Raw genomic sequence first — 19,512 nt, forward strand, 5'->3', positions numbered from 1 at the left:
AAGTAGAAATAGGACATCATTCATTCAATATCATGGTAGGACCACAAGATGGAGGATTTGGATTTGACCAATCAAAAAAATACACCAAGGTAGATAACATAGATGAGGTATGTGTGCAATGCCAAGCAGGTCAACACAAAAAATGTCTGAAAAAAGCAAAAGAACAAGATGTTTGCGAATGCGAGCACTGTATGATTTACGGATAGAAAGACAAGTTAATCGGTTTAAGAATAAAACAAATTGATATGAATTGCAATAATAAAAAAATTGGATGTTATCATGATAATTCCATTCACGCAGATATAGATGGAAAATGTCTAGTAAGAGGATGTAAGTGTGAAAAATTTGAACATTAAATATCGGCTAACTTGTTTTCAAGTTCTTTAATCTCTTTTTGATACAAGTCAGAAACATTTTGTGCAAACTCTTTGTGTGCTGAAATGATTGCATTCAAAGCTTCTCGATAATTCGGATGACCTTTTTTGAGAACATCACATGATTCCATGGATGTGATATGACCAGTTACAGTGGCGATTGCGCCTTTTTGGTTAAATTGCACAATCCCCCCAAATGCCTCAATTAGCATGTATGAAGAATCGGCTTTGCATTTGTACGTCACTCTTCCAGTTTCAGTGTTGAATAGTTGTGTTATTCCACCAGGTTTTCGGGTTACACTAACGGTCATGAAGGAATTTGAAATAAAGTGATATTAATTATTTTAGAGATCCTATGCTGCAGGATCAGCTTCTGGTGCCACTGTTTCTGCTGCAAGATATTTGTCAATTTCATTAATTCCTAGTTTATCTCTTCCAAGAAGATCAAACTTTTGTAGAATTGTTTCAAATTTTGTTTCTTCTTGAACTTGTTCATTTACGAACCATTCTAGGAATGCATATGTAGAGTGATCCTTTTCTTTTTGTGCAATCTCCACCATTTTGTGAATTGCAGCAGTTACTGTTTGCTCACTTTTCAGTGCAGTTTTGATAAGTGCTTCAAGTGATTTGTATGAACTAACTGGTGCTTTGATTGCAGGAATTGTTGCAGTTGCTCCAAGATCATTTAGAAAATGAACGAATTTGAGCATATGAGTTCGTTCCTCATCAGATTGTGCGTAAAAGTAATTTGCTGCTCCCTGATACCCTGTAACTTCACACCAGGATGCCATTGCAAGATAACTGTTTGATGCAAAGGCTTCTAATACAATTTGATCATTTAGTGCTTTTTTCATTTTGGGTGAGATTTTCATGACTAACAAAATTACATGGTTTTTTCTATTAAAAAAACTTGCTAAAGCGCAAAGAGAGACTAGTTCCTTGCACACAACTCATTATTGTAAAAATTTTATAAATAAAAAGAAGATTGCAAATCCGCTCAGAAAAACTATTCCCGAAAAACTCAAAATTTTCAACAAAGTAGATGGCTGGTGCTCTTTTTCAAGATATTTACCGGTAACTAATCTAAAATTAAAAATTGCAATTATTGGCGCTATTACAAATGACAAAACAGTTGCAAAGTCAACTAATTCCTTGAGATTACTTCCAAATTGAAATATCACCACAAGGGCGCCAGTAGATATTACAATTAAGAAAATTACATAAAATGTGCGAAATTTTGTGCGTATTTTGTCCTCTTTTTTGGTAAAAATCAACTCCACTGTTCTCTGCAATGACCTTGAATATCCATCGAGTACTGCAATGATTGTTCCAAACATTACAGTAAATGCAGATGCTGCAATTATGATGTAGCTCCAATCACCAATAGTTTCAGTGTATAGTGTTACAACTTTGTTTGCAAAATGAGAGTTATTGTTTGGTAGTTCTTCACCAGAACCATAGAAGATAAAAGAACCAAGTACCACAAACATTACTGCAAGAATACTAGTAATGATATAGGCTAAACGAAATTCAAGTAGTGTTTCTTTTAGTTTTGGTTTATAGCTTGTTTGTTTTATTCGCTCCAAAGTCCACAAACTATTCCAGCTTGAAAGATCAACAGCTGTTGGCATCCACCCCATTAATGCAAGTAAGAAGAAGATTCCAGTAATATTCCAAAGTTCTTTTGGCTCAAACCCAATTACTGGATCTATAGGCCCATTATACAATGCAAACAAAAATGCAGATATTGTTGAAATCAACAAGACAATTGCAATAATCTTAATTAGGCTATCAAGTACATTGTATTTTCCTATTGCTAAGGTTCCAACACACACTGCAAATAAAATAATTACAGTCCATTCTCCAAGAAAATCTATTCCAAATAAATTCTCAAAAAATCCAGCAGTGACAAATCCCACTGCACCTGTAACAAAGAACATTGATGAGATTGTTAGTAGAAAATACAACCACAATGCAGGTTTGCCAAGTTTCTTGTAGCCATCAATAATACTTGTTTGCGTAGAGTTTGCATAACGAGAACCATACTCAAAGAAAGGATACTTTAGTAAAAGCACCAAAATTACAAATCCCAAAATCAGTAAACCAAAATCAGCACCAGCCCTTGTTGATTGCACTAAATGGGATACACCGATTGCAGTGCATGCAAATAAAATTCCGGGTCCTGCAGTCTTTGAAAACTGAGATAATCTCTCATTCATGGTGTCCCAAATGGCCTAAAATCTAAACAGGCACAATATTCCAGGAACCATCAACCCAAACACCAATGACTTTGGCACCCAAATTCCATGAAGAAATAACTTCAACTGCATTTTTTATTTGAGCAATGTGTTCTTCATCAGATACAGGATTTGCAGCGCAATCATAGTGACCTGACACTACAATCAATTCAGATTTGTGGGCATTAATTGATATGCCAACTTTGGTTTTAATTGATTCAATGACTTGTGTTATGTTTTTGTCCACACCTGGTTCAGTTATGGTATCTACATAGTCTGCAGAATAATTTTCTTTAATCCATTTGTTTAATGGAATTTGAATTCGTCCATCCATACAGGATACAGATGTTGCAAATTTTCCTTCAGCCATGATTAAAGCAAATCATACTACCTTAAAAATTATTTTTGATACAGATAGCATTCAGAGGTATGGTCGTTTACCATCCCAATTGCCTGCATTAGCGCATAGCAAATAGTGGGCCCCACAAAATTAAAGCCACGTTTTTTAAGATCGAGGCTTAGTTTTTCTGAAATTTCAGTGGATGCTGGCAAATCAGAGTGTTTTTTGAATTTATTTTTGATTGGTTTGTGGTTTACAAATCCCCAGAGATATTTATCAAATGAGCCAAATTCTTCCTGAATTTTTAGAAACTGTTTGGCATTATTAATTGCAGAGTTTATCTTGAGTTTGTTTCGAATAATGGATTCGTCTTTGAGCAGTTTTTCTATTTGTTTTTGATTGTATTTTGAAACTTTGCGGGCATCAAAATCTGAGAATGCCTTCCTGTATCCATCTCTTCGCTTGAGAATAGTAGTCCAAGATAGACCAGCTTGGGCCCCCTCCAATACCAGAAACTCAAATAATTTACGATCATCATGCTGTGGTTTTCCCCATTCAACATCATGATAGGTTGTGTTAGGCTCGTCTTTTGCCCATTCACACCTTTTTTTCATTATTAGTTAAGAGTTAACACAAAATATTAGTTATCTTACAAAATTTTCATGAAGTTAAACCACCAGTTACTGCAAATTAATAGAAATTTTTTGATTTGTTTTATTGCATCAGCAACACTTTCTGCAATTGCCGCCCAATTATTATCAGATTACGATAATTATCTAAACACAACAATCACAATCATTATTGGGTATATTGTGTATTTTGGAATATTTTCTAGTTTGTTCTATTGGGACAATATTGATCGATATCGAGGAATGAAATCAAATTTAATTAAAAAAGAATTATTTGCATTAATTTCATCATTTGGATTAGGAGAGATTGTGTATTTAGGAATCAGATGGCCTACACTATTTTATTTTCTTGAAATTGGAATAGAGCCATACATTGCATCAATTATTTCTGAAGTCATAGCTACTGCATTCTACATGGTATCAGTGACAATTTTTCTTAGAAAGACTAGAACGTTTTAGTTACTTTGCCAGCTGAGTTACCAAGTCTGTTGATGTAATAATACCAACAATCTTTCCATTATCAGTTACTGCAAGTTTTCGAATTTTTTTCTCAGTCATTCTTTCTGCAGCAGCAGAAATTGGCTCATTATGATTTATCGTAATTAATGGGGAAGACATTATTTTTGCAGCAGGAGTTTCAAGAGAAAGACCATTTGCTGCAATTTTTGTTGCAAAGTCTCTATCAGTTACAATTCCCACAGGATTGTCATTTTCTTTGACAAATATGGCACCTATTCCACCTTGTTCCATCATTTTTGCAATTTGTTTGGCAGTTGTTGCAGGATTTACTGTAATCATTGCCCTAGTCATCACATTTTGAATCAGGACAGAGTTGAAATCTTGTTGACTCATGACTAGACTCATAGATTATAATATTTAAGAAATTCATAAAAAATGAGCCCAGTTATGCGGGATTTATTGCAGATTTGCTTCTAAAAAGACAATAGTTTTTTCCCATGCATCTTGTGATGCATCAGGTGCAAATCTTTCACCAGAGGGGTTTGCAAAGGCATGATCAACTCCAGAATAGATTTCAATCTCATTTTGTATGCCCAACTCATTTAGTGAGGATTCAAAGGCATTTACAGAATCTACAGTTATTCCTTTATCTAATTCTGCAAATATTCCAAGTACGGGTCAATCAATAGAAGAGAGTCTTTCAGAATCAGTAACAAGACTGCCGTAATAAATCACAGTTGCATCCACTTCACTATTGTGTAGTGCTAGATTAAGGGATTGTCCACCTCCAAAACACCAACCAATAGAGCCAATTTTTTCTGAAGAATAATTTTGATTTATGAATTCTGTTGCAGAATTCATATTTTCAACTCCCCGTTCTGAATCATAGGAAGTTACTAACACTCTTGCTTGCTCAGAAGTGGTTGCAATATTTCCCTCATAGAGATCAACTGCCAAAACAACATAACCATGAGACGCAAGTTTGTCAGCCATCTCTTTGATGTTATCATTTAACCCCCACCATTCATGAATCATAACTATACCAGGATAGTTTCCATCATCTACAGGTTTTGCCAAGTAACCAACAACATCATCAAAGTATGTTACGTTCTCAGACTCTGTGATATATTCTCCAACGGTAAAAATTTCAGAGTTATTATTTTCATTGATGTAATCAGGTAATACATGGATAGCCCAACCACGTGAGATTAATTTTTCAACGCTTGAGAAATTCACACATGCAGGCAATCCACTTGATTGTTTTAGGACAAGTTCTTTTCCTTCAGTGCATGTTACATGTGATGGATCAGTTCCTTGAGATATTTGTTTTAGCGGCGGTGGAAAATAGGCAATCGAAGATGGGGTAACTGTTTCATTTGGAGAATAAACCTCAGAGCATAATTTGTCCCCACATACCTTATCAGACATTACTTCCCATGCAGGTTTTCCAGATGCCTGCTCTGCAAATGCAGGTGATGAAAACCCAATTACAAAAAGGAGAAACACAGAAGATACAAAAAGAAATTTTTTCACGATTATCTTAATCAAAAAACAGAATTTAAACGATTTTCACATTTTAGAAATAAAGCAAGACTAAATTTTAGAGAGTATTTTTTTCTTTTTTTCTTGAAATTCTTTCTTTGTGATAATACCTGCCTTTTGTAAATCGCCCAATTTTGATAATAATTCCAACCCATCATTTGAAGAGGATTTTAGATTCTTTCCAACATTCATTCCAGATTTGATTCCCGACTTTGTTCCTTTTTTTAGTCTAGAGCCCAAAATTCCACCCTTGTAAGCAATTTTTTCGCTGATTTCATAGCCCTTTTTCTTTGCTTGGTTAATGATTTCTTCAGATTTTTGTTTGGTTGCTTCATCTACAAACTGGTGTTTTTTTGCCATCCTGCCAAATTTTTGAGTTTTTTTCTTTGCATGATGAGCTTGTGTTTTTAGATCTTTTATTATCTCATCTTTAGTTTTACGTTTGAATCGTCTAGTATATTCTTCAATAATTAAAACAGGAAATGGACTATACTCCACATCAAGATAATATTTGATTATTACATCATCAGATAGTGTCTTTAGATATTCTTTAATTGATTTTTCAGATTTTATTTCCATGATATTTTCTCAATGTATTCTCATAAAAAGATTCAAAGTCTATTTTTCAATTGCGTGTTGGTCTAAAACCTCAATGCAATCATTTAGGACTGCATTATCTGAAATAGCTTCAGTCACCTGTAGATTAAATTCTTGACTCAATTGCTGATCATATTCTATCAGATCATTTCGATATGTATGACATGCTGAGCGCAGCAATCTCCAATAGTAATAGCCCTTGTTCATCTCAGTCTTAATCTGCTCTGGTTCTAGTTTTAGTATTCTAGATAGATGCTCATAATCTTCACGGTAACTATCGAATTTACCCTTTACAATTTTCGGTAGTTCATCATACCAATCTCTACCCTCATTAGTTCGCTGAACATTGTGAATTTTTTGTAGCTGGTATGATACAGCATCACCTAACACATCTAAAACATCACTTGTTTCAAGCAGTCTCATCAATTCAGGGTTTATCATAAGCTACTCCCACCACATACAAAATTAAGCCTTTGGAAAAGATATTCTTTTGTAAAGTATTCCATCATAGCAAAAAGGCCAGCGCCTTTACAATGTCTGTTTTACTAATAATTCCTATGATATTTCCATGTCCTGATAGGACTGCTGCACCATTGATATTTTTCTCCAAAAGAAGTTTTGCAGTCTTTATCAAATCATCATCATAGTTTACAGAAACAATATCTTTACTCATTATTTCATTAATTTTTGTACTACCGCCAAATCCAGAATCAGAAATGAATCCTTTTCTGGGAAATATTACAGATATCAGTGGATCAGTATTATCTAGCACGTCTTCTTTGTCGCCCAGAGACAATGCCAAATTAAACAAATCCCTGAATGTGACAATTCCAACAGGGGACTCTTCATGATCACGCAGAATAACTCTGGAAATTTTTTCATCAATCATTTTCAGAACCACCTTGTATAGAGGAGTATCAGAGTATTGCCAAGCATAATACGGAGACATGTATTCACCTACAATTTTTTGGGAATCTATTTTAGTGAAATAACGAACTAGATCTGTCTTTGTAATAATCCCAACAACTTCATCATTGCGAGTTAAAACCAAAGAGCCTATTTCATTGGTCATCATCAATTGAGCGCATTTATCAATTCCAGTATTTTCATCAACGCTGATTATTTTTTTAATTATTTCAGATAGCGGGATTTCATCAAGAGTTCTTTCAGTAGCATCAGTTAAGAGGAAAATTCCCAAGTCTTTTTCAGACACAAGTCCTGTAATTTTTCCATCTTCTGTGACCAAAAGTCGACTTTTCTTTTCATCAATTATTTTTTTTAAAACATCTGCCAAGCTGGATTCATACTTTATAGTCCTAGGAGTATTCATGAAATCTTTTGCGTGCTTCAACAATTTGAAAAAATACGAGAGTTATTAATAGCTCAAGCCAAATTCCCACCCATGAAAATCAAACTATAAAATTTCAAAGTTTTCCTTTAGATGTAAGTACATTTACAATGTCAGATTTTGTAACTATGCCCACTATTTTTTTCCACGAACCACTGGGAGTCTTCCAATTTTATGGCGAATCAAAATATCTCGTGCGTCAAGAATAATAGTATTAGGAGGAATAGAGATGGGTTGTTTTATGATAGATGTTAGCGGTACTGGGATATTTACAAGAACTTTTGGTTGTCTCTTTGTCATGAAATATTTTTGTTCATTTTGTTATATCAAGTAGCAATAAAATATTAAGACTGAGAATATCAATGTCATTTAATTATGAACAGAGTGCTACATGTAATCATCAAGACTAAATTCTAGACTGGTGTTCATTTCAATCACACAGGTGCTTTTGTCAAATAGCAGAATATTTCAAGTAATTGAAATTTGTAATTGACCAGCAAGTACAAGATATAGAGATGCCAGAGAATCTCAAGCTAAATACATTTTTGCAGGAATTTCATTCTGATTGCCCCAGTCCAGAGTGCAGTTTTGGATTCTATGGTTTTGCATTTGGCCAATCACCATTTCATGTACCCAATCCAATTCAAAAGGCACTAATCAAAAATGTAGGCAAGGGGGCATATGCACCCATTCAAGGAATTAATGAGCTATGCAATGCCATTTCAGAATATAGTAAATATTATTTTCATGTAGATGTTGATCCAAAGCGAATCTATGTCGGCCCCGGAACAAAAGAAATACTATTCAATCTTTTAGAGATATTGCACGGTACAGTAATTTTACCAACACCTGCATGGTTGGGATATCTTCCACAAATCAGATTCCTGAAAAAAAATTACCACATGTTGCCAACAGGCGTAAATAAAAAGATCAAACCGCATGACTTGAGAAAATTATCTTTAAGATTGCAAGACAGGCAAAAAATTCTGATACTGAATAATCCAAATAACCCGACAGGTCTTTTGTATGATAAATTAGAATTAGAAGAAATTGCCGAAGTATGCAGAGAGCAGAACATCGTAGTAATTTCTGATGAAATTTATGCCCAAACAACATATGATTTTTCAAAATTTGTCACCATGGGAAAAATTTACCCAGAAGGGACATTTGTGACAAACGGTTTATCAAAATCCCATTCGGCAGGAGGATATAGAATAGGATATGTGATTTTTCCAGAAAATGCAAAAGATGTAAGAATTCAATTCAAAAAAATTCAAGCTACAGAGTATACTTCAGTATCCACACCAATTCAGCATGCTGCAGTAGAAGGATTTCAATTTAGTAAAGAGATGGATGAGTATCTCAACATTACAAGAAAGATTCATGAAATAATGGGAGAATACACTTACCATGGTTTAAAGAGTATTCCAGGAATAAAATCTACAAAACCACAAGCTACATTTTATCTTCTTGCAGATTTTAATCACTTAAAAGAAGAGTTTGAAAGATCAAACATTCAAACTTCACAGAAATTCTCTGAATCATTAATTCAGCATCCATACCACACAGCAATTGTGGGTGGCGACACGCTTGTTTTAGAGAGAACCGACTTTAGTGCACGAATGGCGTTTGTAGACTATAATGGTAAGCAGGCATTTGAAAACTATTTGAGTGATCCTCCAAAAACAAATTCAGATAGAATAGAGTTTGTACGAGATAATGCCCCAAGAATAGTCTCCGGATTAGACATGATAGAATTGTACTTTGAGCATCTAACAAGGAATGCAAAGTCCAGAATCGAATGCAAATATGAAGAATTTACAATACCAAATTAAAATTACATTAAATTAAAAATTTAGTTAAAATATTTAATGACTATTTTCTTGATAGATTTTGGCAATTATTCATGTAATTCCCAAGGAGAATCAGAGACATATTCATCATCGATTTTCTCAACTAGTTTTTCCCAAACTCTTGGTTCAGGGTTTGATTCAAAGAAATAGACTTTTTTCACAAATCTGATGAAATAAAATAAACTATAGAATGATGTGTGTTTGATGTAAGCTAACATCCTTTAGGTAAATTTTTCATCCATATCAAAATACAAAATTTCTAAATACATTTGAAGTAAAATAATGATTTTACATCATAATCTATTTCCTAGATTTGTGGTAATGTTATAATAAATTTTTTTGGATCATTACTTGCAGTTATAGTTCCTCCATGTAATTCAATTATTGATTTGCAGCTTGGCAGACCCAAACCTGTACCAGTTGTTTTTGTAGTAAAAAGAGGCTCAAAAATTTTATTCAAATCAGACAATGCAGGACCTGAATCATAAATAATTACGCTTATGTCAGTTTCGTCATTGGATATATCTATACTAATTTCACCAGATTTATCTCCAATAGAATCTATAGAATTTTTAATCAGATTAGAAAAAACCATTTCTAGTTTATGAAAATCACCATTAATGGTTTCATCATTTTGAGAAACTTTTACTCGTATTTCTTCTGGAATTTTGACTATGGAAATGGCTTCATTTATACAAGTTTGAAGTGAAATTGTGTTTAATACAAGCTCAGTATCTTTAAGATAATTCAAAGTATCAGTAATTTGTTCATTAATTCTATCTATAGTAGCATACAATCGTTTTACCTCAGAAGCATATTTTTTGTCATCTTTGTCTTTCATTTCCAAATTTGTGACGATTGCCTGTAAAACAGCTAATGGGTTTCGAATATCATGTGCCAGAACTGAAGTAAGTTTTCCAATATTTGAAAATTTTTCGGCAATTATAAGTTCTTTGACCTTTTTTTCAATTTCTACAGACAAATTAGAATTTAATTGCTCTATTTCATCAAGCTTAGAAGAGTACATATTAAATAATTTTTTGTTCATTAATTTGACTTGAAGGTGATTTTTGATTTCAGATGCAAAAAGGTGTTTTAAATTTTCTAATTCTTCTGAGTTGTTAAACGTGTTACTTAGATTTGTTAGCAGTAAATCAATTTCTTGATTACCAGTTAAAGAAGAAGTGTTAGAGGATGGAGAATTTTTCAAGATGCTAGTTTAGATATTTCCTTTTCAAGTTGATCAACTTCAATAGGCTTACGAATGATTCCACATACGCCTTTTTTGATTAAAGATTCTATCTCAGAATCATTGATTGACGAAGCAGTAAATATTACAATGTTAAAATCTTTAAGATTCCCCATAGTTTCAAGTTTGTTTATTACATCCCGTCCTGAAAAATCAGGCATCGCAAGATCTAACAAAACAACATCGTATCTGTTATTTGTTAATAGTTTCAAACCTTCTTGGCCGGTGTTAGAGGATGTTACTTCATGCCCCATAGCAGTCAATGTAATAGTTAGTAATTCCGTAATGTCTTGATTATCATCAATAGTAAGTATTTTCATGTTATTTTAAAAAAACCATAATATTTAACAAAATATTATATTTTGAAGAATTTTTAACAAAATTCTTCGTCAACAATATACTAATTTTTTACATCGTTAGGATTTTTGGGCAAGGAAAAGTAAAAAGTAGTACCTCTTCCCAAATCACTTTCAACCCAAATTTTTCCTCCCATGCCAGTTACCAATCCATGACATATGGTAAGACCCAATCCAGAACCCCCATGCTTTCTTGTAACTGAAGTATCTACTTGGTAAAATTTACTAAAAAGGCGTTCCTGATTTTCCTTTGAAATTCCAATACCATTATCACGTACAGAAAAAACAATTGAATTATTTTGTAATGATGCATTGATTACTATTTCACCACCAATTTTAGGAACAAAATCAATTGAATTATTAAGCATATTATTCAACACTTGTTTTATTCTTTTTGTATCACCAATCATTTTCCCAGTTTCATGAGCAGTGTTAATTAATTTAATTCCATTTTGTGAACATGTTTCTTCATATGATTGAGTAACCTCATTCAATAATTCAGAGATTTTAAATTCATCATTCACATATGTGATGTTTTTCAGATCAAGTTTGTAAGCATCAAACATATCTTCAATTAGTTGGGCAATTTCTTTTGATGATCTTAAAATTCGGTCGACTGCATCAAACTGTTTTGGAGACAACTTACCCATTATTTTTTCATCTTTTAATGCACTAGCCAATAAAGTAATTGGTGTCAGTGGAGTTTTTAATTCATGTGAAATCATTGAGAGGAATTCTTCCTTCATTTTATCTATCTGATGTAATTCTTCAATATTTTTAGATAAGATAATATTTTCTTTTTGTACTTCTTCTACACCCTTACTTCTAGTTCTAAAATATATCAAAAATGCAAAAACACTTACAAATAAAAAGAATAGCGGCATTATTTGTTCATAAAAAATATAGGATGTTTTTACTCTATTTACATCAGAGACAAGAATTGAGACATATTCATCTGTTGTTTCTTTTCCACCTTGCTCTACAAGAATTTTTTTAGAATCAAATTCATAATAGCTTTCCCAATTTAATTGAAAATCAATGTGTTTTCCAGTGATTGGTTCAACCCAAATTGTACAAGTGTAATAACTAAAAATTGGTTGATTTTCAAATTTTGGAATTGCATTTGTTATATCATAAGGTTGTGAAATGCAGTTAAAACGAAAAACTTCTACACCATGTTTTACATCTACACCATCAAAACTAAACAATGCATCAGTAAATGCTAAAGGAAAAGTCATGAAATAATCCTGCTTTTGAGTATGTGGTGGAAATGTAAAAAATCCTTCATGAGAGACTGAATTTGTACGTAGTTTTTTATTAACCTCATATGTTTTTCTCTCATCTAAAAATTTTGTGCCATCATCAGTTGTGGCTACAAGATTTGATTCCAACACAACATTTTCACCCAAGTCATCAATCAAGGTTAAGGTGTGAATATTATGATGAACAAATGGCTCAGATAAAGGACCCCCAATTTTTTCAGATAATCTATTTGTTCCAATTTGTTCTTCATAATAGGAATAATCAGAGGGTATAGACTCAAGTTCAGGTATCACGAGATAAAACCAAGCCACCACCAAAAATAGAAAGGAAATTCCAATAGGTAAACCATATACGCCTTTATTCAATTTAAATCACCTATCACATTTTTTAAAATATTAATTTCGTATTTCATTTTCTCAACTCATTGAATAATTATAGAAGCTTTCTCAAGGGTTTTTTGCGGGATTTCAATGTCAAGAGTTTCAGCAACAGGCAAATTAATAACAATTAATGGAATTCGCTGAGTTTCTGTAACAAGATTTGTAGGCTTGGTCCCTTGTAAAATGTATGTGGCTTTCTCTCCTGCAATTTTACCTAGTCCAGAAATATCTGCAACATTCCCCATCATGGCACCTTTTTTTATCGCATCAAGATTACATGTAAAAACGGGTACACTGTTTTCAGTTGCTATTTTAATTGCAACCACATCAGCACCACTTTGAATTAGTGTGTCACAAGCAAGATAAATTGCATCCAGATCACCAATATTTTCAGAAAGTAGTTCCGAAGTATTCGAGATAGAATTAGCAGCAATGTCAATAACTTGTATGCCTAAATCATCAGCTACCGGTATTGCCTCATTTAATTGAATTTCAGAGTTAACTTCTCCTTGTCTATGAATAAAGCCAATAGTCTTAATTGAAAGTGTGTCAGAAATTAATTCAAATTGTTTAGTCATTGGAACGTAATTTCTTACTCCAACAAGATTGTTACCTGAATTTTCTAAACTATTGATAATCTTTGCTTCTACTGGATATGTCACGACAGAAAATACGATTGGAATATCAGAAGTTATTTTTTTAGCTATTAGTGTTCCCGGAGTAGTAAGAGTATAGATTAAATCTATTTTTGTATCAACATATTCTTGAATTATTTCTTGCTGGCGCTCTTGACTTCCACGTGCGGATTTAACTATAAATTCTATCTCTTTTCCAGAAATGTTCCAATCAGTTATTTGTTTTTTAAAACTTAACACATTAAGATTTTGATCATCATTTTCAATCCATTTTGAAACACCAATGATAATTTTTTCTTCTGAATTTATTTCAAAATCTAAGATTTCAGTCTGAGACAAACTAAAACCAGTAATAATACCTGCAAAAAAATACCAAAAAGTAGGAAATTCTTCTGTTCCATAGTAAATTAGAATTAGGTTTTTACTAAAAGAACTGTGTGAATTTTTTAATCAACTAACTTGTCGATTTCTTCATTTGTTTATAAAAATAATTCGTTGTTTTAAGAAAAAGAATCATTATTTACACCAAATTTTTTGTATAATGTCAAAACTAGTACATAAGACCATAATGATGCAGAAAAGATTACGTTTTTGGAAATTCAACTGTAAATGTAGTAGGATCATTCCTAACAGAGATTTTTCCATTATGTTGCTCAATAATATTTTTGCAAATTCCCAATCCCAAACCAGTTCCCGATGGTTTTGATGTGAATAGTGGCTCAAATACTTGAGGCAGAATATCTTTTGGGATTCCAGGTCCAGAATCAATGACTAAAATCTTCACCCATGTGCTAGTTTCATCAATTTTTACAGTTATTTTTCCATTATTGTTCATGGCATACATTGCATTAACAAATAAATTCACAAAAACAGATTGCAGTTTGATAGCATCACATTTTATTGTCACATCGTTTTGCGGTAATTCTATTGTTACAGCATTTGGGAAATTAAAACTGGAAACAGATTGATTTAAAATATTCAATAATGATGATTCAGATATATTCAATTCCTTTGTTCTTGCAAATTCTAACACGTCATCTATAATGTGAAATATTTCTTTAACAGATCCTTTCATTCTATCACACATTGATTTTGTGAATTCGTTTTTTTCAGTTGATTTTAGTTCTAGCATATCAACACTTGATTTGATCACAGTGAGTGGATTTCTCAGATCATGAGCTAATCTGGAAGCCATTTGACCAATGGTGTAAAGTTTTTCTAGTTTTTGGATTTTTTTATTTTCTCTTTTCAATGTTTGAAATATTACATAAATTGTTGCTACATACACTACTGCATTAATTATTGGCAAAACAATTCCCAAAGTTTCTTTTTGTTTTATTGCCTTATTTGCATCAATTGTTAGTTTTTCTGTTAGTGAATCAGTAACGTCAAGCAACTCAAATTCTATTTGTTCAATTTCAAGTAATTCTTTACTAGTCAGTGAACCACTTACCCCTTGAAGATTATGTATGATTAGCTGTAGTTCAAAAAATCTCTCTTCTATAATTAACAAATCTGGAAGATATTGTTCTGAGAGTGGTTTAATTGAAGCACCTAAGAAAATACCACCATTTTTTAAAAGAAAGATATTCTGGGAATAGTCATCAAAAACTTTGTAAAGATTTGCTTTGGTTGTAATCCCATCATCAAATTTGTCAATTTCATGCAGTGTTAAAGCAGCATACATTCTGTTTTTTCCTGCAAGGTTTACATGATTAACAGAATTTGATTCTTGAATTTCTACTATGTATATTGAACCAAAACTTGCAGAAATTAAGAATATTTGTGACATTATAAGTAGAATGATGATATGCTGATACTTCATAACAATTTTTTAAATATACCACATTTGACTTTTTATAGAATCTTAATCTGAATCAGGCTCTTTTCTCAATATCCTTCTTCATCTAAATCAGGTTCAGCATCCACTTTTTCAAAAGTCATGCCCTTTTTTTGACAAGACTCACATTTTTCCATTAGACCAAATTCATTTCTATACTGACCTTTCCCATCACATCGGAAACAAACCAATCTGCTATAATTTGGTAGGTTATGCCTTAAGGTTTACTCTAATAGTTAGATTTGGGATAGAATTCAATTTAAAATTAAAAATTCAATTATTTAGATCTCAGATTGGTTTTGTCATAATTATGGTTTTGACGATTGTATGTGTTTTTCAATTTTTGCTAGTAGCTGTTGTTTTAATTCTGGATCATCAATTGCATGTTCAAGTCTTTCATTTCTAAATGATGCCTATTCATTTCATCAATTACGTGTTGTTTCATAGTAGAATCACTAATTCCTGCCATCATGGAACCACGTCATAATTCATGAGGATTCACCCATAAAATTAAGGACAGAAATAGATGAATGTGAGCGTAAAATTGTATTTAAAAAAATGAAAGTATGTATTGTATGAATTATCTATAGGATTAGAGGATACCAAGTAAAGTATGACAGATTTAGATGTAGAAAGTTCAAGGAAACTAAAATGTAATAAATGCGGTTCTAGATTCAAGTATCCCGAAAGACTTGAAAAGCACAAGGAAATTGCACATAAAAAGAAAAAGGAGAAATGCAGAGCTTGTGGTGCTGAATTTCATACTACAGAAGACCTAAGAAAACACAAAAAAGTTTGTAAGGAAAGAATGTAAGGTTCAGTAGGACTTTACCACATGAAGATTAATCATATTTTTGAGATAGAACTAGATACAAAAAAGACTATTTCGATACCTTGTAATACAAATCCACTAATTGATCATACTTTTCTGTTTTAACAAGATCAAGTTTTATTTCATTTTCAATATTCTGGAATAGTGAAATTCCTGTTGCTAAAAGAACAGGAATAACGGTTATGATTATTTCACCTACAACCCCCATCTTAAGGAATGAGGCAATAATTTTAGGTCCACCAACAAGCCAGATGTTTTTTCCTGCTCTAGGAAAACCATCTTTAACGAATCTTCCAAGATCAGATACAAATTCTACATTGTCATCATCACTTCTACTAGTTCTAGTGAAAACAAAGGATTTCTTGTCCTTATACGGATATTCTCCAAATGTTAACACTTGATCATACGTAGTTTTACCCATAATGACAGTATCAATAGACTTGTAAAAGTCATCATAACTTGATTCAGAAGATTCTGGAAGCCAATCAATACTTCCATTTTCCCTTGCAACAAATCCATCTAAGCTTGTTGCAATGTAAACCAGAATCTTTGCCATATTGAACATTATGGTTTGAGAGTTATAATCCTAGATTCAATTATACAGTGACGTGAACCACAATTGTGAAAAAAAGATTTCTATTTTTTAGCTTTTTGTGGTTTGGAATGTGCTTTAACCATGTGCCTCATTGTTCTATCAGAATCAGTAAATTCCATTTGACATATTCTACAAACTAGACCAGGTGTCTCGGACTTTTTTTTAAATAAATTCATGAAAAAACGACAATTTGCATCCATATTAATTATTACAGAATCAAATGGTTGTTTTTAGTCAGAAAATTTTTACATTTTGAATCTTTGAGCGTATGAACAATTTTTGAAACCAAAAACAAGATGAAAAACGGACCCGACCGGATTCGAACCGGCGACCTATTGCTCCGCAAGCAATCGCACTATCCAAGCTATGCAACGAGTCCAAAAAATTTGGGAGTTTTACGCTTAATTTGGATTGCTATTTTTCAATGGGGTTGAGCAAAAATGTATGGAGTCTCTTCAGTTTCATGTAAAGTCCAAGCAGTTGGCAAAGAAATTGTTTCAACTGGATTTAGATTATTTTTCTCAATTAATGTGCCCCATCCAGCCTCATTTTTTGGATCTGGCGCATATTTTTTAGAATAGGTTCCTGCAAAAACCCAACCAGCATTATTTTTTAAATTAGATATTGAATTAATTTTTTCTAAAATTCCTGATGATAAAACAATACCACCCATCTGGGCTAAACCGCCAATGAAGAATATTGGTTTTTGTAAATTTAGTGAAGAATAATCAAACAATATAGCATCAGTACAAAAAGGATGAAAATCAAGTAACGGAGTTAGAGTTTTTTGCAATTCAACTAGCATATCATCAATTTCTATGCTGTAAGATTCTAAATCCAAAACTTTGGCGCAGAATGCAATTCTTCCATCACCTGAACCAATATCAATAACTTCAGAGTATCCAAGATCCTTTGCAAATAATGCTCCAACATAACCTGACATTATCCATGTAGGAGAGAAAGGAGCTCGACTCGAGGAATGTTGAATGCTGTTTAGCCAATATTTGTTAATGTCGCCCTCATAAACAATGCAGTCTGTTTTACCAATTTTTTTCTCAAATGAATCATAATAGATTGGATTTTTTGCTGCAAACTCATGCAACATTTGTAAATCATTTTCTTTTATTGGGAAAAGTTCGGATTTTGATTTTGGAATTACTTCGTGAATCTGACTATTACCAGCATATATTTTTGTAAATTCTTTTTTTAATTCTACTAAATTCTTTGCAATATCTTTAATCATTTGAGAGTCCTTTGTCATATTGTTCAACAAATTCTTTAGTGCTCATTTTTTGACGTAGTTCTTCAAATAATTTAGCATCAGATTCAATTTTCTCTTTTGATTGTTCATTAGAATTTACAGATTGTAAGTTCTTAGTAGTCTCTTGGATTGATGATACAAGTTGTTGTGTAATCTTTGGATGAATCTCAGAATTAAATGTACCAGAAATGAATTTCTCAATTTTTTGAATTTTATCCAGTAATGAGTTGTTCTCAGTAGCATGAGTTTTGAGCATTGTAATCATGGTAGACACATTCATCACCTGATAATAGGTCTCAACAATTTCATGTATTGACAAATCAGATTTTTTTTCAGCAACACCAAGCAAATTTTGAAGTTTTTCTGATTCAGTATCAAACATTTGAGAAATATCTTGGGGAGAAGTCATATAAGAAAATCAAAGTTCAAATTTTTAAAAATGTTAGGGTTATGCTTCTTTTTCTGCAGATTTGGTAAAGACATAATTCATTATCAACCCAGCAATGATTCCACCCAATATTGGTGCTGCCCAGTATAACCAATGGAATTCCCAGAATCCAGAAATTAATGCAGGACCAAATGTTCTTGCAGGATTGACTGATGCACCGGTTAGTGGTACAGCAACTAGGTGAATTAGGAAAACCATTCCACCAATGGCAAGGCCTTGAATTCCAGGGGTTGCCTTTTTGTGAACTGCAACCATAAAGATTACTGTAACTAAGAAGAATGTCAAAATTGACTCTAGTGCAAATCCAGAGCCAATACTGTTATTGATTAAATCACTTGGGCCACCTTGAGTTCCAAAGTTTACTTTGGCACCAAGTTCAGGTAAAATTGCCATAAGTGTTGCAGCCGCTGCTACAGCGCCGATTAATTGTGAGATAATATATCCAATTCCATCTACAATTCCAATTTTTCTTGTAATCATCATTGGAATGGTAACTGCAGGATTAATGTGAGCACCAGATACATGTCCGAATGCATAAACCATCAAAGCAATGGCACCACCGTGTCCAAGAGAGATAAACAAAACAGATTGTGTTGTTAATTCTTCGCCAAATGCAGAAACTGCTAAAATTACTGAAAGAGGACCAAAGAACACTAAGCCATATGTGGCAATTGCTTCTGCAAGAAATGCTCTTGGATTAACCATCAAGCAAAAACCACTTGAGTTACCATATAAAACATTCGGAAAGAAATCTGATCTTATCTTGTCAAAAAGTAATTAATTATGGATTAATTCATTTGAGAATGTATGATATCTGAAGGCGACCCAGTACCAAAATTTGAGGTAAATGATGCAAATGGAAACAAAGTAAATTCATCAGATTTTAAAGGGAAAAAACATGCCATTTACTTTTACCCAAAAGATTTCACTCCAGGATGTACTACAGAGGCGGATGAATTTTCAAAAGATTATAAAAAATTCCAAAAGGCAGGAATTGAAATTATTGGAATTAGTCCAGACGATGTAGACTCTCACAAGAAATTCTGTGACAAAATGGGGATAAAATATCCATTATTGGCTGACGTAGATAAAGAGGTATCAAAGATGTTTGGTGTCTGGGGAAAGAAGAAATTCATGGGAAGAGAATACATGGGAGTTGCAAGAAGTACTTTTCTTGTAGATGAGAAAGGAAAGATTTTCAAAATTTATCCCAAAGTAAAACCTGCAGGACATTCAAAACAAGTTTTAGAGGATTTTTTAAATTAAAAAATAAG

At 32.7% G+C, this 19,512-nt stretch carries 25 protein-coding genes, 1 tRNA gene and 1 pseudogene; 5 read left to right on the forward strand and 22 right to left on the reverse strand.

Features of this window, described 5'->3' with window-relative positions; all coding sequences use genetic code 11:
- The first annotated feature begins 32 nt into the window (after positions 1–32).
- Positions 33–206 (forward strand): hypothetical protein, encoded by a 174-nt coding sequence (locus tag NADRNF5_RS11405; RefSeq protein WP_192828308.1) that lies wholly within the window; start codon positions 33–35, stop codon positions 204–206.
- Between the two features lie 146 nt (positions 207–352).
- Here the strand turns inward: NADRNF5_RS11405 and NADRNF5_RS07555 are convergent, their stop codons facing one another.
- From NADRNF5_RS07555 to NADRNF5_RS07575, 5 genes are all read right to left on the reverse strand, one after another.
- Complete coding sequence (locus tag NADRNF5_RS07555) at positions 353–685, reverse strand: hypothetical protein (RefSeq protein WP_048116875.1); 333 nt, start codon at positions 683–685, stop codon at positions 353–355.
- Positions 686–727: 42 nt separating this feature from the next.
- Positions 728–1,246, reverse strand: a complete 519-nt coding sequence (locus NADRNF5_RS07560) for a ferritin (protein ID WP_048116878.1) — start codon at positions 1,244–1,246, stop codon at positions 728–730.
- Positions 1,247–1,327: 81 nt separating this feature from the next.
- The gene (locus tag NADRNF5_RS07565; protein WP_048116888.1) at positions 1,328–2,593 is read right to left on the reverse strand and encodes an NRAMP family divalent metal transporter; all 1,266 of its coding nucleotides are present in this window, start codon (positions 2,591–2,593) and stop codon (positions 1,328–1,330) included.
- 22 nt (positions 2,594–2,615) lie between these two features.
- Complete coding sequence (locus tag NADRNF5_RS07570) at positions 2,616–2,981, reverse strand: carbonic anhydrase (RefSeq protein WP_048116891.1); 366 nt, start codon at positions 2,979–2,981, stop codon at positions 2,616–2,618.
- Between the two features lie 29 nt (positions 2,982–3,010).
- On the reverse strand, positions 3,011–3,565 hold the full coding sequence (locus tag NADRNF5_RS07575; RefSeq protein WP_048116894.1) for a DNA-3-methyladenine glycosylase I: 555 nt from the start codon (positions 3,563–3,565) through the stop codon (positions 3,011–3,013).
- Between the two features lie 48 nt (positions 3,566–3,613).
- Here NADRNF5_RS07575 and NADRNF5_RS07580 point away from each other — a divergent pair, with 48 nt between their 5' ends.
- Positions 3,614–4,039 carry a hypothetical protein gene (locus NADRNF5_RS07580; RefSeq protein ID WP_048116897.1) on the forward strand — a complete coding sequence of 142 codons (426 nt, stop codon included), beginning with the start codon at positions 3,614–3,616 and terminating at the stop codon, positions 4,037–4,039.
- On the opposite strand, the gene NADRNF5_RS07585 is transcribed toward NADRNF5_RS07580, so the two are convergent.
- From NADRNF5_RS07585 to NADRNF5_RS11050, 6 genes and pseudogenes are all read right to left on the reverse strand, one after another.
- Entirely contained in the window at positions 4,040–4,432 is a 393-nt protein-coding gene (locus NADRNF5_RS07585; protein WP_048116900.1) for a CBS domain-containing protein, read from the reverse strand.
- Between the two features lie 63 nt (positions 4,433–4,495).
- A pseudogene (locus tag NADRNF5_RS11815) lies at positions 4,496–5,467 on the reverse strand (dienelactone hydrolase family protein).
- Between the two features lie 165 nt (positions 5,468–5,632).
- Positions 5,633–6,160, reverse strand: coding sequence for a hypothetical protein (locus NADRNF5_RS07595; protein ID WP_048116903.1), 528 nt, complete (start codon positions 6,158–6,160; stop codon positions 5,633–5,635).
- A gap of 39 nt (positions 6,161–6,199) precedes the next feature.
- Complete coding sequence (locus NADRNF5_RS07600; RefSeq protein ID WP_237089242.1) at positions 6,200–6,619, reverse strand: hypothetical protein; 420 nt, start codon at positions 6,617–6,619, stop codon at positions 6,200–6,202.
- 64 nt (positions 6,620–6,683) lie between these two features.
- Positions 6,684–7,508, reverse strand: a complete 825-nt coding sequence (locus tag NADRNF5_RS07605; protein ID WP_237089243.1) for a CBS domain-containing protein — start codon at positions 7,506–7,508, stop codon at positions 6,684–6,686.
- Between the two features lie 153 nt (positions 7,509–7,661).
- Positions 7,662–7,826 carry a CBS domain-containing protein gene (locus tag NADRNF5_RS11050; RefSeq protein ID WP_237089244.1) on the reverse strand — a complete coding sequence of 55 codons (165 nt, stop codon included), beginning with the start codon at positions 7,824–7,826 and terminating at the stop codon, positions 7,662–7,664.
- Positions 7,827–8,002: 176 nt separating this feature from the next.
- Here NADRNF5_RS11050 and NADRNF5_RS07610 point away from each other — a divergent pair, with 176 nt between their 5' ends.
- Positions 8,003–9,361: a pyridoxal phosphate-dependent aminotransferase gene (locus NADRNF5_RS07610; protein ID WP_048116913.1), complete on the forward strand. Its 1,359-nt coding sequence runs from the start codon at positions 8,003–8,005 to the stop codon at positions 9,359–9,361.
- A gap of 325 nt (positions 9,362–9,686) precedes the next feature.
- Here NADRNF5_RS07610 and NADRNF5_RS07615 read toward each other — a convergent pair whose 3' ends face one another.
- The 6 genes from NADRNF5_RS07615 to NADRNF5_RS11410 form a co-directional block, all read right to left on the reverse strand.
- Positions 9,687–10,589, reverse strand: a complete 903-nt coding sequence (locus NADRNF5_RS07615) for a sensor histidine kinase (RefSeq protein ID WP_052661902.1) — start codon at positions 10,587–10,589, stop codon at positions 9,687–9,689.
- Complete coding sequence (locus tag NADRNF5_RS07620) at positions 10,586–10,948, reverse strand: response regulator (protein WP_048116917.1); 363 nt, start codon at positions 10,946–10,948, stop codon at positions 10,586–10,588. Before NADRNF5_RS07620 ends, NADRNF5_RS07615 begins: the two co-directional genes overlap by 4 nt.
- A gap of 80 nt (positions 10,949–11,028) precedes the next feature.
- Positions 11,029–12,540 carry a sensor histidine kinase gene (locus NADRNF5_RS10730; protein ID WP_160289402.1) on the reverse strand — a complete coding sequence of 504 codons (1,512 nt, stop codon included), beginning with the start codon at positions 12,538–12,540 and terminating at the stop codon, positions 11,029–11,031.
- Positions 12,541–12,668: 128 nt separating this feature from the next.
- The gene (locus tag NADRNF5_RS07630; protein ID WP_048116920.1) at positions 12,669–13,601 is read right to left on the reverse strand and encodes an ABC transporter substrate-binding protein; all 933 of its coding nucleotides are present in this window, start codon (positions 13,599–13,601) and stop codon (positions 12,669–12,671) included.
- Positions 13,602–13,845: 244 nt separating this feature from the next.
- Positions 13,846–15,054, reverse strand: a complete 1,209-nt coding sequence (locus NADRNF5_RS07635; RefSeq protein WP_052661905.1) for a sensor histidine kinase — start codon at positions 15,052–15,054, stop codon at positions 13,846–13,848.
- A gap of 98 nt (positions 15,055–15,152) precedes the next feature.
- Complete coding sequence (locus NADRNF5_RS11410; RefSeq protein ID WP_192828309.1) at positions 15,153–15,293, reverse strand: hypothetical protein; 141 nt, start codon at positions 15,291–15,293, stop codon at positions 15,153–15,155.
- Between the two features lie 422 nt (positions 15,294–15,715).
- On the opposite strand from NADRNF5_RS11410, the gene NADRNF5_RS07640 reads away from it, so the two are divergent.
- Positions 15,716–15,916: a C2H2-type zinc finger protein gene (locus NADRNF5_RS07640; RefSeq protein ID WP_048116927.1), complete on the forward strand. Its 201-nt coding sequence runs from the start codon at positions 15,716–15,718 to the stop codon at positions 15,914–15,916.
- A 67-nt stretch (positions 15,917–15,983) separates the two neighbouring features.
- Here the strand turns inward: NADRNF5_RS07640 and NADRNF5_RS07645 are convergent, their stop codons facing one another.
- From NADRNF5_RS07645 to NADRNF5_RS07665, 5 genes are all read right to left on the reverse strand, one after another.
- On the reverse strand, positions 15,984–16,490 hold the full coding sequence (locus tag NADRNF5_RS07645) for a dihydrofolate reductase family protein (RefSeq protein WP_048116930.1): 507 nt from the start codon (positions 16,488–16,490) through the stop codon (positions 15,984–15,986).
- Between the two features lie 343 nt (positions 16,491–16,833).
- Positions 16,834–16,908: transfer RNA gene (locus tag NADRNF5_RS07650), tRNA-Arg, on the reverse strand.
- Positions 16,909–16,950: 42 nt separating this feature from the next.
- Entirely contained in the window at positions 16,951–17,772 is an 822-nt protein-coding gene (locus NADRNF5_RS07655) for a hypothetical protein (protein ID WP_048119377.1), read from the reverse strand.
- The gene (locus NADRNF5_RS07660; RefSeq protein WP_048116933.1) at positions 17,765–18,199 is read right to left on the reverse strand and encodes a hypothetical protein; all 435 of its coding nucleotides are present in this window, start codon (positions 18,197–18,199) and stop codon (positions 17,765–17,767) included. Before NADRNF5_RS07660 ends, NADRNF5_RS07655 begins: the two co-directional genes overlap by 8 nt.
- A 39-nt stretch (positions 18,200–18,238) precedes the next feature.
- The gene (locus tag NADRNF5_RS07665) at positions 18,239–18,943 is read right to left on the reverse strand and encodes an MIP/aquaporin family protein (protein ID WP_048116936.1); all 705 of its coding nucleotides are present in this window, start codon (positions 18,941–18,943) and stop codon (positions 18,239–18,241) included.
- 102 nt (positions 18,944–19,045) lie between these two features.
- Between NADRNF5_RS07665 and bcp the strand changes: the two genes are divergently transcribed.
- Positions 19,046–19,504, forward strand: a complete 459-nt coding sequence (gene bcp, locus NADRNF5_RS07670) for a thioredoxin-dependent thiol peroxidase (RefSeq protein WP_048116939.1) — start codon at positions 19,046–19,048, stop codon at positions 19,502–19,504.
- Positions 19,505–19,512: the final 8 nt, after the last annotated feature.

Origin of the sequence: Nitrosopumilus adriaticus (assembly GCF_000956175.1) — an archaeon.
Taxonomy (GTDB): Archaea; Thermoproteota; Nitrososphaeria; order Nitrososphaerales; family Nitrosopumilaceae; genus Nitrosopumilus; species Nitrosopumilus adriaticus.

What these genes read in the sequence shown, in the direction of transcription:
- NADRNF5_RS07560 (WP_048116878.1), bottom strand. Translation starts at nt 1,246, where the DNA reads ATGAAAATCTCACCCAAAATGAAAAAAGCACTAAATGATCAAATTGTA.
- bcp (WP_048116939.1), top strand. Translation starts at nt 19,046, where the DNA reads ATGATATCTGAAGGCGACCCAGTACCAAAATTTGAGGTAAATGATGCA.
- NADRNF5_RS07605 (WP_237089243.1), bottom strand. Translation starts at nt 7,508, where the DNA reads ATGAATACTCCTAGGACTATAAAGTATGAATCCAGCTTGGCAGATGTT.
- NADRNF5_RS11405 (WP_192828308.1), top strand. Translation starts at nt 33, where the DNA reads ATGGTAGGACCACAAGATGGAGGATTTGGATTTGACCAATCAAAAAAA.
- NADRNF5_RS07640 (WP_048116927.1), top strand. Translation starts at nt 15,716, where the DNA reads ATGACAGATTTAGATGTAGAAAGTTCAAGGAAACTAAAATGTAATAAA.
- NADRNF5_RS07555 (WP_048116875.1), bottom strand. Translation starts at nt 685, where the DNA reads ATGACCGTTAGTGTAACCCGAAAACCTGGTGGAATAACACAACTATTC.
- NADRNF5_RS07600 (WP_237089242.1), bottom strand. Translation starts at nt 6,619, where the DNA reads ATGATAAACCCTGAATTGATGAGACTGCTTGAAACAAGTGATGTTTTA.
- NADRNF5_RS07580 (WP_048116897.1), top strand. Translation starts at nt 3,614, where the DNA reads ATGAAGTTAAACCACCAGTTACTGCAAATTAATAGAAATTTTTTGATT.
- NADRNF5_RS07565 (WP_048116888.1), bottom strand. Translation starts at nt 2,593, where the DNA reads ATGAATGAGAGATTATCTCAGTTTTCAAAGACTGCAGGACCCGGAATT.
- NADRNF5_RS07620 (WP_048116917.1), bottom strand. Translation starts at nt 10,948, where the DNA reads ATGAAAATACTTACTATTGATGATAATCAAGACATTACGGAATTACTA.
- NADRNF5_RS11050 (WP_237089244.1), bottom strand. Translation starts at nt 7,826, where the DNA reads ATGACAAAGAGACAACCAAAAGTTCTTGTAAATATCCCAGTACCGCTA.
- NADRNF5_RS07570 (WP_048116891.1), bottom strand. Translation starts at nt 2,981, where the DNA reads ATGGCTGAAGGAAAATTTGCAACATCTGTATCCTGTATGGATGGACGA.
- NADRNF5_RS07585 (WP_048116900.1), bottom strand. Translation starts at nt 4,432, where the DNA reads ATGAGTCAACAAGATTTCAACTCTGTCCTGATTCAAAATGTGATGACT.
- NADRNF5_RS07655 (WP_048119377.1), bottom strand. Translation starts at nt 17,772, where the DNA reads ATGATTAAAGATATTGCAAAGAATTTAGTAGAATTAAAAAAAGAATTT.
- NADRNF5_RS07660 (WP_048116933.1), bottom strand. Translation starts at nt 18,199, where the DNA reads ATGACTTCTCCCCAAGATATTTCTCAAATGTTTGATACTGAATCAGAA.
- NADRNF5_RS07635 (WP_052661905.1), bottom strand. Translation starts at nt 15,054, where the DNA reads ATGTCACAAATATTCTTAATTTCTGCAAGTTTTGGTTCAATATACATA.
- NADRNF5_RS07645 (WP_048116930.1), bottom strand. Translation starts at nt 16,490, where the DNA reads ATGGCAAAGATTCTGGTTTACATTGCAACAAGCTTAGATGGATTTGTT.
- NADRNF5_RS07595 (WP_048116903.1), bottom strand. Translation starts at nt 6,160, where the DNA reads ATGGAAATAAAATCTGAAAAATCAATTAAAGAATATCTAAAGACACTA.
- NADRNF5_RS07665 (WP_048116936.1), bottom strand. Translation starts at nt 18,943, where the DNA reads ATGGTTAATCCAAGAGCATTTCTTGCAGAAGCAATTGCCACATATGGC.
- NADRNF5_RS07575 (WP_048116894.1), bottom strand. Translation starts at nt 3,565, where the DNA reads ATGAAAAAAAGGTGTGAATGGGCAAAAGACGAGCCTAACACAACCTAT.